9 protein-coding genes are annotated in these 10,993 nt (G+C 41.0%); all 9 read right to left on the reverse strand.

Annotated elements, in window-relative coordinates; genetic code table 11:
- Positions 1 to 2,833: 2,833 nt before the first annotated feature.
- The 9 genes from AACV12_RS06130 to AACV12_RS06170 all read right to left on the reverse strand — a co-directional run bounded on the left by AACV12_RS06130 (position 2,834) and on the right by AACV12_RS06170 (position 10,745).
- Positions 2,834 to 3,016, reverse strand: coding sequence for a DUF645 family protein (locus AACV12_RS06130; RefSeq protein WP_009355233.1), 183 nt, complete (start codon positions 3,014 to 3,016; stop codon positions 2,834 to 2,836).
- A gap of 886 nt (positions 3,017 to 3,902) precedes the next feature.
- Positions 3,903 to 4,772, reverse strand: coding sequence for a hypothetical protein (locus AACV12_RS06135; protein WP_088729547.1), 870 nt, complete (start codon positions 4,770 to 4,772; stop codon positions 3,903 to 3,905).
- A 150-nt stretch (positions 4,773 to 4,922) separates the two neighbouring features.
- Positions 4,923 to 5,222, reverse strand: coding sequence for a hypothetical protein (locus tag AACV12_RS06140; protein ID WP_170901527.1), 300 nt, complete (start codon positions 5,220 to 5,222; stop codon positions 4,923 to 4,925).
- 612 nt (positions 5,223 to 5,834) lie between these two features.
- Positions 5,835 to 6,149 carry a helix-turn-helix domain-containing protein gene (locus tag AACV12_RS06145; RefSeq protein ID WP_000071008.1) on the reverse strand — a complete coding sequence of 105 codons (315 nt, stop codon included), beginning with the start codon at positions 6,147 to 6,149 and terminating at the stop codon, positions 5,835 to 5,837.
- Entirely contained in the window at positions 6,136 to 6,468 is a 333-nt protein-coding gene (locus AACV12_RS06150; protein WP_000843587.1) for a type II toxin-antitoxin system RelE family toxin, read from the reverse strand. The genes AACV12_RS06145 and AACV12_RS06150 overlap by 14 nt, the downstream gene beginning before the upstream one ends.
- 190 nt (positions 6,469 to 6,658) lie before the next feature.
- Positions 6,659 to 7,288 (reverse strand): GIN domain-containing protein, encoded by a 630-nt coding sequence (locus AACV12_RS06155; protein ID WP_170901533.1) that lies wholly within the window; start codon positions 7,286 to 7,288, stop codon positions 6,659 to 6,661.
- 1,060 nt (positions 7,289 to 8,348) lie between these two features.
- Positions 8,349 to 8,909, reverse strand: a complete 561-nt coding sequence (locus tag AACV12_RS06160) for a hypothetical protein (protein ID WP_165819053.1) — start codon at positions 8,907 to 8,909, stop codon at positions 8,349 to 8,351.
- A gap of 145 nt (positions 8,910 to 9,054) precedes the next feature.
- On the reverse strand, positions 9,055 to 9,507 hold the full coding sequence (locus AACV12_RS06165) for an NUDIX hydrolase (RefSeq protein ID WP_170901529.1): 453 nt from the start codon (positions 9,505 to 9,507) through the stop codon (positions 9,055 to 9,057).
- 713 nt (positions 9,508 to 10,220) lie between these two features.
- Positions 10,221 to 10,745, reverse strand: a complete 525-nt coding sequence (locus AACV12_RS06170; RefSeq protein WP_170901531.1) for a hypothetical protein — start codon at positions 10,743 to 10,745, stop codon at positions 10,221 to 10,223.
- Between the last annotated feature and the right edge of the window lie 248 nt (positions 10,746 to 10,993).

The following is a 10,993-nucleotide window of genomic DNA, read 5'->3' on the forward strand; positions in this document are numbered from 1 at the left end:
TTGCGGATAACCTTTGAAACCTCTTTGTACTCGTTTCAATATGCGTTTTTTCGCTTTATCCACGTTCATCATGAATCCTTTTGATTGCTGAACTTAAAAAAATATAACGCCCGGCTAAGGGGTTGACAACGCACCGCCGCACCCAAAAAACACACTGTAAACACTGAATTTCAATTTTGCACTAAAGTCGCCACGCGTTGGCAATCCCTCTTGAGCCGTTTGTTAGGCCAACCGATTGACAACGACACTTTCAAAACCAAAGAACAGGGATTTTTACAAACTTAAAACAAACTAACCGATTTATTTATAAATCAAAATGCTAAATCAGCAAAGAAACAAAAAAACTCAAATTGAGCGATATGGAAGAAAAGTGACGAGCGTAGCATGCTCGGCGGACGTTTGGATGCTGAAGGTTATTTTGCCGCTGAATTTACAACGATAAACAACCCAACACGATCAAGAAACAACAAATATGTGATGATTATTTATTGCTTAAGTTAAGCCACAAAACATGGAATTTACCGTTCAATTTCAACTCGATTTAGCTGATAAAAACTTACTTTGCCTAACGCCCGCTTAAGGGGCAGCCAACGCTACTACCAACTTTCTGCATAACAACGTAATCACAACAACCAACGCATTGTAAAAATGCCGCGCGTTGGCTGTCCCTCTTGAAGCGTTTGTTATGCTTAAGCTTCAATGACTTACATTTAACCAGAACCAAGATTAACTCGACTTTAACTCACAAACAAAAGCCGAAAACCAAAAAACTGAAATGACTCATGATTTTGATATTCAGACTTTGAACTTTGGCAGCTAAAACGAAAAAACCTAAGATCAAATTTCCGATTGAGCCAACAGCCATAACCTCGCGCTTACCCGAAAACTGAATGAGGCAACTCTCTGAATTTCCAGCGCCAAAGAATAATTGTCCGGAAAGCCGCGCCCACTGAAGGCAACTTGCCGAGAAACACAAAGCTCACAAGCCAAGGGAACAAAGAACAATCATAAACCACTGATTTTTGGTGATTAAGCATAACGCCCGGCTAAGGGGTTGACGACGCACCACCGAACTCAAAAAACACACTGTAAACCCTGAACTTCAATTTTGCACTAAAGCCGCCACGCGTTGGCAATCCCTCTTGAGCCGTTTGTTAGCTGCTGCACTTTAGCCGGAGATTGACTACCCAACAACCTAATTTAAAACACATTACTGCTTTCAAGCGACAAAATAAAATGGACAACTGAAAAACTAAAACCTAACCCACGAAACGCACTTGGTAAAGAAGAAATAGCAGAGAAACTGACGAGCTTCTAGGACTTAAATTTACAAAGAATTCTTTCGAAGAAGCCAACAACCAAGTGCGCGAAATCTATTTAAGCGCGAAAGAGCTTCAAAACCAAAGAAGCCACACCAAAGAAATAAACAAACACACCACTTCCCGTAACAGACTTCGGTTAGTTCAACCGCTTCACGAACAGTGCCACTGGCGAGATACGCGGAAAAGTGCTGACTTTCAGGTGTAAAGCTAGAGCCTCAGACTAAGAAAAATAAACGCTTAATTTTATGGTTTTTCTTAACCTCAGCTAACGCCCGGCTAAGGGGTTGACAACGCATAACCGAACTCCAAAAACACACTGTAAACGCTGAACTTCAATTTTGCACTAAAGTCGCCAAGCGTTGGCAATCCCTCTTGAGCCGTTTGTTAGCTGCTGCACTTTAGCCGGAGATTGACTACCCAACGACCTAATTTAAAACACATTATTGCTTTCAAACGACAAAGTAAAACGGACGATTTAGAAACTAAAACCTAATCCACGAAACGCACTTGGCAAAGAAGAAATAACAGGAAAACTTGACGAGCTTCTAGGACTTAAATTTACAAAGGATTCTTTCGAAGAAGCCAACAACCAAGTGCGCAAAACCCATTTAGGCGCGAAAGAGCTTCAAAACCAAAAAAGCCACACCAAAGAAATAAACAAACACACCACTTCCCGTAAACAGACTTCGGTTAGTTCAAGTACTTCACGAACAGTGCCACTGGCGAGATACATGGAAAAGTGCTGACTTTCAGGTGTAAAGCTAGAGCCTCAGATCAAGAAAAAATGAACACGGAATTTTATGATTTTTCTTAACCTCAGCTAACGCCCGGCTAAGGGGTTGGCAACGCACCGCCGAACTTAAAAAATACACTGTAAACACTGAACTGCAATTTTGCACTAAAGTCGCCACGCGTTGGCAATCCCTCTTGAGCCGTTTGTTATGCAAATTCAATAAGATAAACTGACTTTAAGCCACGATTGCAATGGTTGAGTGATTCAAGAATCAACCCAAGCAGGAGCCGTGATAAATAAGCCGCCAAAACAAAGCCCACCTTTCAACAACAAACCAAGCTTTTGAATCAGACAAACTCAACGAGCGAAAACTTCAGCAAGTAAAAAATGCTCGATAAACTTGCCCTTTCCACACTTTGCGCCCGCTCAATTCACAACGCGCCAACACTAAACTTCATTGAGGCAAACAAAGAAATTTGCCTGTTTTACGGTTTGAGTTAGTCACAAATTTGAAGGCGAAAATGCTCATTTGCCGACAGCTCGAAACGAATGGCCGGAGAAATCCCAAAAGATTGAATCCCTAAATTTACCTGAGTTGCATAACGCCCGCCTAAGGGGCTGACAACGCATACCACTAAACTCAAACACAACACCCGAAACCACCGCGGCTCAATGGGACTGGAAACGCTACGCGTTGACAGTCCCTCTTGAGGCGTTTGTTAGTTTCGTAGCCCATTGTTTGCCAATGATTTTTTAACACATTTGCTTAAAAGTCATTTTATGCAAATGCATCACACAAACACACGTCCAAAGCCAAAAGCTGTGACGTTGGCTGCCAAAACTCAAAACAGTCAAGGCTAAGTTGGCCACGGTTAAGAGTCCGCGACAAAGAAAACCAGATCACAGCGATGATGCTGCCTTTTGTGAAACCAAACTTTCCGTGTGGAACATCCGACAACATGAAGCATCGAGGTTTTTGAGCTTTCAGCGACTTTGAAATAATTGAACTTTCAACGCTTTCTACCAAATCAGTATCAAACAAAACTCAAAAACCTAATTGTGCAACTTGAACGCTAAAAGCTGAATTTTCAGAACATTGTGCGTGAATTATTGATAATTTTTCCTGAGAGAAACTAACGCCCAATTAAGGGGTGAGCAACGCTACCACCCAAACCTAACGCATTGTGCCATAAACACTAAAAATGAAGTAGAAACAAAAATGCCAAGCGTTGGGAATCCCTCTTAAATTGTTTGTTATGTTTTACCACAAATGACTGATTTATTTGGCAAAGAACTGCATTATTGGCCCGCTTTCAAGAAGTCAGTCACACGCCAAAACTCACTTGACCGCCAGAGGCACGAAACACCAAGCGCGTAAATCCACTTCCCTGCCCAATGAGGCAACCCGACCAACTCACAACAAACGCCCTCTCTTTCCAACTAAAGCGCAGAACAATGGCAAATTGCCGAGGCAACTGCCAAGCCGACATGCTACTTGGCAAATACGTAGAAAGCGCCTTAAAGCCAGTGAAACTTAAAACCAACCACCACGACCTGCAAATGAAGCAACCCGCGAACATTGACAGGTTTTATAGGTTGAGAAATTCACGAACTTGCGACGACAATGCGGATTTGCTGAGGCAGCTCGAACGAATGGCTAAAGGGACAAAGAACAGTGATCGAAGAATTTTTAAGTCATTGAAATTCAAGTAAACATAACGCCCGCTTAAGGGGCTGACAACGCTACTACCAAGTTTCCGCATAACACCGTAACCACAAAAACCAACGCACAGTAAAAATGCCACGCGTTGGAAGTCCCTCTTAAAGCGTTTGTTAGCTGAATTGGTCTAGACATCTAATTTATTCTGTAATTGCATACAATCAACTAGATGGAAACCTATTTCTTTATCGCTTAGAGATTTATGGTCAATTACTGGCCTAGCTTTAAATTGAGTTGCTTCAACATCTACCACTTTTAGTAGTTTATCTCGCAGCTGCTTATCCCAAGACACATTAAATCGTTGACCGTCAGAAACAATAGCACCTCGATGACTACTAACAGAAATCATGTCTAGACGGCCAATGATATTGAGTGTTGCTGGTATTTCCTCTTTCCGACGCCCAAGTAAATTTTTATTAGATTCATTTAATCTTAAATCGTCCACACCGGAACCAAAGTCAACATATTCAACATTAGCCCCATCAATTGACTGAATTATATTATCTACAGCCCCTTTTGTTGTCTGAGCTGCTAGTAAAATTTTGGGGTCACCAATTAATACTGAACCATCGCTTAAGCTATAACTAACCTTACTGTTATTACTACCAATATTAAAACTATTTGAGATAGTAATCTTAACTTGCAACCCTTTATCTGCAATTTTGGCAACCGCATCTCTTAAATTAATAGCATCTTTATATAAAGAAACGATCACATTGGATAATTGATAGCCACCATCCGCTGCTAACGGTGCAAACAGCTCTTTATTGTTGAGAACAAAATCAACCAAAAGCTCAACAGATCCCTCTCGAATTCGTACTTGATAGTCGATTTGTTCACGAATATGTCTATCCGCTTTGGGTTTACCTAGACTGACTGCTATAAGTTGATCGAGAATTTTACGATGATTAGAAATTAGTACATCAAGGGAGCGAAGGCTGTAACTGCCACCAGAGAATGCCAAACCTTTGGCATAAATTCTTAAATCGTCTTTCATAATTCTCCATTCTCAATAACTTCGATATTCAGCTAACGCCTTGTTAAGGTGTGAGGCACGTAATACCGATGCTACCGCATACCGCCTAAACCACTAAAACCAACGCATAGTAAAAATGCCACGCGTGCCGAATCACTCTTAAACAATTTGTTATGTTGATATTACGTTGCTATCCAACTTCCCACAGCTACCACATACAACTTTTCCTTTCCTAATACTACTTGAGCAATTTGGACAAGATCGCTCTGGTAGCCTAGGGTCATAGTACGTCTCAAGCTTCTGAAACTCATTATCATCCTGTCTTGATTTACTATCCGTTTTGCTTTTTGATACAACAAAAATAACTAACAAGACAAAGGCTATACCACCCAAGATCAATAAAACAAACACCGCGAGTGGTAAGATACCTGACATCGCAAGAAACTCTATAATCCCCTGATTCTTATCCATATTACCTCTCTACCAGTAGAGTTCGATAGCAACATAACGCCCGGCTAAGGGGTTGACAACGCACCGCCGAACTCAAAAAACACACTGTAAACGCTGAACTTCAATTTTGCACCAAAGCCGCCACGCGTTGGCAATCCCTCTTGAGCCGTTTGTTAGGCCAACCAATTGACACCTGCACTTTCAAAACTAAAGAACAAGGCTTCTTTGCAAACCAAAACAAACTAACCTATTCATTTATAAACCAAAACACCAAATCAGCAAAGAAACAAAAAACTCAAATTGAGCGATTTGGAAGAAAAGTGACGAGCGTAGCATGCTCGGCGGACGTTTGGATGCTGAAGGTTATTTTGCCGCTAAACTCACAGCGCTAAACAACCCAACGCGATCAAGAAACAGCAAATATGTGATGATTATTCATTACTTAAGTTAAGCCACAAAACATGGAATTTACTGCTCAATTTCAACTCGACTTAGCTGATAAAAACTCACCTTGCCTAACGCCCGCTTAAGGGGCAGCCAACGCCACTACTGACTCTCCGCATAACACAGTAAACACGAAAACCAACGCATAGTAAAAATGCCATGCGTTGGCTGTCCCTCTTGAAGCGTTTGTTATAGCTCGGCTATGTGTGACAACGTTTCTGGATGACGCTGTACTAACTTTAAAAGAGTGACCGCTTGACCATTTGGCACACTACGACCTTGTTCCCAGTTTTCTAATGTGCGCGAAGACGTATGAAGTAACCGCGCGAAGACTCCGCGGGACATATTGAACTGCTCGCGAATACTCACGATTTCATCCGGTGAGATGTTCAACTCACCCACATCATTCACATGATGTGTTTTCAGAGTAAGCTTACCTTCTGAATGCTGCTTAGCCTCAACAAGAGCTGAGCTTAACTCTGCAAATAAATCACGATTGCTCATTGCGCCACGCCTCCATAAAAGCCATTAGTTGTTTCCTTTGATTTGCATTCAAGTCAGACATTTCATTTTTGCCGTAAATGGTTAGCAAATAGAAACGCCTCTTTTCATCGAGAAAGTAATAGATAATCCGTGAACCACCACGCTTTCCCTTGCCTTTACTCGCAACTCGAATTTTTCGCAAACCGCCAGTACCTTGAATCACATCACCCAGCTTGGGGTTTAGCATTAGCTCTGCTTGAAAGAGCCTATACTCCTCATCACTGAGATATTCATCTCGGTACTTTTCAAAAATTGTTGATTCGACAAATACACTTTTCATACAGGAAGTGTACGCATCAAGCGTACAGATAGCAAGAGCTAGTTCAGATAAGAGCTATAACGCCCGGCTAAGGGGTTGACAACGCACCGCCGAACTTAAAAAACACACTGTAAACACTGAACTTCAATTTTGTACTAAAGCCGCCACGCGTTGACAATCCCTCTTGAGCCGTTTGTTATATTTTTGTTAATCACGGTATGGCTATTATAGAGCCTCTGCCATTAATTTCAGTTTCTATACTCACAGGTGCCCCCGAATACTCAACACGACCAGAGCCATTAACACGGGCATTTAATTCTGAAGACACGTTTAATTGAGCGACTCCTGCACCATTAACCTCTATCTTTCCTTTCTCCGATTTCAACTTAAAAGCATCCAGTTCAGCCGCTCCATTCAATGAAATATTGAAAGATGTAACTTGTCCCGTTAATGATGATTTGCCAATACCATTGCTCGTCATTTCGAAGTGTTTTGCTGATAGTTCTGTGATATCAGCTTTTTGGTCACCATTTAAGGTTAAGTCTTTTAGCGAACCATTCACTAACTCAAATTTGAAATATTCGTCAACCAAAACATTTTCTTTCGTACTAATTTCCAACGAACCATCAAGACATTTAAATCTGAGATAATCCAACTCTTTGCTAGCACCTTTCATACTACCTGAGGGGGAGCCTACAGCAACCAATTTGATAGTTGACGGTACGTTTATCGTTAATTTGCTATAGTCACAGGCAGGTAATTTTCTTTCAATCTGCACTTCATCCGCCAATACAAATTGACTAGTAGTCAACAATATTGCTAAGTAACTGTAATTTATCATTTTCACTGAATTCTCTCTAAAAAATATAACGCCCGGCTAAGGGGTTGACAACGCACCACCGGACTCAAAAAACACACTGTAAACACTGAACTTCAATTTTGTACTAAAGCCGCCAAGTGTTGACAATCCCTCTTAAGCCGTTTGTTAGGCCAACCGATTGACAATGATACTTTCAAAAACAAAGAACAGGCTTTTTTGCAAACTTAAAACTAACTAACCGATTCATTTATAAACCAAAATGCAGAAACCAAAAAAACTCAAATTGAGCGATTTGGAAGAAAAGTGACGAGCGTAGCATGCTCGGCGGACGTTTGGATGCTGAAGGTTATTTTGCCGATGAATTCACAGCGATAAACAACCCAACGCGATCAAGAAACAACAAATATGTGATGATTATTTATTGCTTAAGTTAAGCCACAAAACATGGAATTTACTGCTCAATTTCAACTCGATTTAGCTGATAAAAACTCACCTTGCCTAACGCCCGGCTAAGGGGTTGACAACGCACCACCGAACTCAAAAAACACACCGTAAACACTGAACTTCAATTTTGCACTAAAGTCGCCAAGCGTTGGCAATCCCTCTTGAGCCGTTTGTTAGGCCAACCGATTGACAATGATACTTTCAAAACCAAAGAATAGGGCTTTTTTACAAACTTAAAACAAACTAACCGATTCATTTATAAATCAAAATGCTAAATCAGCAAAGAAACAAAAAAACTCAAATTGAACGATTTGGAAGAAAAGTGACGAGCGTAGCATGCTCGGCGGACGTTTGGATGCCGAAGGTTATTTTGCCGATGAATTCACAGCGATAAACAACCCAACGCGATCAAGAAACAACAAATATGTGATGACGATTTATTGCTTAAGTTAAGCCACAGAGCATGGGATTTACCGTTCAATTTCAACTCGATTTAGCTGATAAAAACTCACCTTGCCTAACGCCCGCCTAAGGGGCTGGCAACGCATAACAACCAAACGCAAACACAACAACTGCAACCACAGCGGCTCAATGGGACTGGAAACGCCACGCGTTGACAGTCCCATTGAGGCGTTTGTTAGGCTATAGCTCGATAGCGAGTTTTTACTAAACCACCAGAACAAATACCTAGCTTTTTTGTTTCATAGATTTCGAATAGCGAACAGATTACTACCCGAGGAATATCTAAAGCTTCAGACAAAGAGTTAGCATCCATTGTTTGACCAATTTCACAGTTCTCAATTAAGTCATTTAATTCAATCAGTTTTTTATTATCAGCACACTTTGAAGCAACGTACTGAATGAAGATTGGATTGATTAAATTAACACCCAAAATTGTTTGTGTACCAATGGCTTGTTCTAGGCTTATCAAACCCTGAGAGTCTAAGATAACTAAACATCTCCGATACTTCTCATAAAAATCTGATGAAAAGTTGAGGTTTACAGAATCCCTTAAACTGTCATAAATACCCTTGCACACGTCTTGAATATCAGAGTGCAATCGACCAATAGGATCTTCTAAGGTATCTAAACGTTGATTTGTTACTGCTGAGCTAACTTCAGCTTGTGCTTGAACGAAAGGAGCCGTGAAGCCACTACTTGCCCCTACAATGCGAGCAAGTTTAAAAAACCATTCCATGTATTTCTCCGATTCTCAAAATAAAGCCTAACGCCCGGCTAAGGGGTTGACAACGCACCGCCGAACTCAAAAAATACACTTAAACACTGAACTTCAATTTTGTACTAAAGCCGCCAAGCGTTGGCAATCCCTCTTGAGCCGTTTGTTAGCCGACATCTACACGATAGAGTGCATTAGCTGGCTTTTCTACGAAATACGACCAAACATGCTTATACACTTCGTGTTGGTTTGGAAATGGAGCCAATCCAAGAGCTTCCTCTAAACTGCACCACTTATACTCTGTATGTTCTTCATTTAAAACCACCCCTTGCTCTGGTGGGCACATCACTACGAAAACAGGTATGAGCTGAATAACATTAACACTGGCTTCGTAGAATTGTTCTAGAAACTGAGCATTATATAGGGCTGAAGCCTCAATTTGTGTTTCTTCTCTGAACTCTCGAGTGATGGCGTCAATGCCTGTTTCGCCTTGTTCAATTGAACCTGCAACATGACACCAGAAGCCACCTTTTACTCGCTTCATAAGCAGAAGCTTCATTTCACCATCAATTTCCGAGACTGCCACCCCTGAAACAACAGATGAATTTAATGGAATCATATTTACCTCTGAATTTGAAATTTTCGCTTGTCGGCTAACGCCCGGCTAAGGGGTTGACAACGCACCGCCGAACTCAAAAAACACACTGTAAACACTGAACTTAAATTTTGAACCAAAGCCGCCACGCGTTGGCAATCCCTCTTGAGCCGTTTGTTAGCTGCTGCACTTTAGCCGGAGATTGACTACCCAACGGCCTAATTTAAAACACATTATTGCTTTCAAGCGACAAAGTAAAACGGACAACTGAGAAACTAAAACCTAATCCACGAAACGCACTTGGCAAAGAAGAAATAATAGGAAAACTGACGAGCTTCTAAGACTTCAATTTACAAAGAATTCTTTCGAAGAAGCCAACAACCAAGTACGCGAAATCCATTTAAGCGCGAAAGAGCTTCAAAACCAAAGAAGCCACGCCAAAGAAATAAACAAACACACCACTTCCCGTAAACAGACTTCGGTTAGTTCAACCGCTTCACGAACAGTGCCACTGGCGAGATACGCGGAAAAGTGCTGACTTTCAGGTGTAAAGCTAGAGCCTCAGACTAAGAAAAATAAACGCTTAATTTTATGGTTTTTCTTAACCTCAGCTAACGCCCAATTAAGGGGTGAACAACGCCTTCACCCAAACCTAAAGCATTGTGCCATAGACACTAAATTTGAAGTAGAAGCAAAAATGCCGAGCGTTGTGAATCCCTCTTAAATTGCTTGTTAGTTTATTTTTTGAATAGGCCAATGATCTTTTGATAGCACTTTTCAAAAAAAGCATCATTTCTATTTGATTCAATCGTAGCGCCAAAATTGTCGACGACTATCTTATCTTCATAGACTGAGGTTGCTGTTATCGTGATATTAAATGTATCACGGTTAAACTGGTTCAATTGCTCTTCAGTCAAGTGCGCAACGCACAGTACTTCTACGCTGTTGCTTTTCAAACACAAAGGCAAACTCGTTCGTTTAAGATTTAGCTCTGGCAAGTTCTGCTTCAGCACAGCATCAAGTTCTTCAAAATTCTTAACTTTATGCACTTTACCATCGAAATCTATTGAAACATCTTGAAGTATTGCAGGGCCTAACCCATCGTTATATAGCCTTAGCTCAACAACAATGAGTCCGTCTTGATAGTCTTTGTTCAGATATGTATGGAGTAATGGAAGTACTTGCTTTCTATTGTGCTGCCTTTGAATAAAGAGTGTCGCACTTGTCACAACCAAAGCGAGAAAAAGTAAAATCGTATCCATATTGTCTAAAACCTCCATTGTAAACTAACGCCGCATTAAGGTGTGAGTGACGCTTGGCTATACTTGAGCTAAGCGAAACTGCCAAGCGTTACGAATCACTCTTAAATGCTTTGTTATGCGACTTGGATTCAAGTACGAAGTGCGACGCCTCTGAACATAAAAACAGTGAGATGCGATAATCATGAACTTTGCTCCCGCCAAGAAGTAAAAAACATGAAATACACGCACCTCACTGAGAACGAAAGGTA

The sequence above is a fragment of the Vibrio sp. 2-2(8) genome, assembly GCF_963888495.1.
In the GTDB taxonomy this organism is placed as follows: Bacteria; Pseudomonadota; Gammaproteobacteria; order Enterobacterales; family Vibrionaceae; genus Vibrio; species Vibrio anguillarum.

What these genes read in the sequence shown, in the direction of transcription:
- AACV12_RS06130 (WP_009355233.1), bottom strand. Translation starts at nt 3,016, where the DNA reads ATGTTGTCGGATGTTCCACACGGAAAGTTTGGTTTCACAAAAGGCAGC.
- AACV12_RS06135 (WP_088729547.1), bottom strand. Translation starts at nt 4,772, where the DNA reads ATGAAAGACGATTTAAGAATTTATGCCAAAGGTTTGGCATTCTCTGGT.
- AACV12_RS06140 (WP_170901527.1), bottom strand. Translation starts at nt 5,222, where the DNA reads ATGGATAAGAATCAGGGGATTATAGAGTTTCTTGCGATGTCAGGTATC.
- AACV12_RS06145 (WP_000071008.1), bottom strand. Translation starts at nt 6,149, where the DNA reads ATGAGCAATCGTGATTTATTTGCAGAGTTAAGCTCAGCTCTTGTTGAG.
- AACV12_RS06150 (WP_000843587.1), bottom strand. Translation starts at nt 6,468, where the DNA reads ATGAAAAGTGTATTTGTCGAATCAACAATTTTTGAAAAGTACCGAGAT.
- AACV12_RS06155 (WP_170901533.1), bottom strand. Translation starts at nt 7,288, where the DNA reads ATGATAAATTACAGTTACTTAGCAATATTGTTGACTACTAGTCAATTT.
- AACV12_RS06160 (WP_165819053.1), bottom strand. Translation starts at nt 8,909, where the DNA reads ATGGAATGGTTTTTTAAACTTGCTCGCATTGTAGGGGCAAGTAGTGGC.
- AACV12_RS06165 (WP_170901529.1), bottom strand. Translation starts at nt 9,507, where the DNA reads ATGATTCCATTAAATTCATCTGTTGTTTCAGGGGTGGCAGTCTCGGAA.
- AACV12_RS06170 (WP_170901531.1), bottom strand. Translation starts at nt 10,745, where the DNA reads ATGGATACGATTTTACTTTTTCTCGCTTTGGTTGTGACAAGTGCGACA.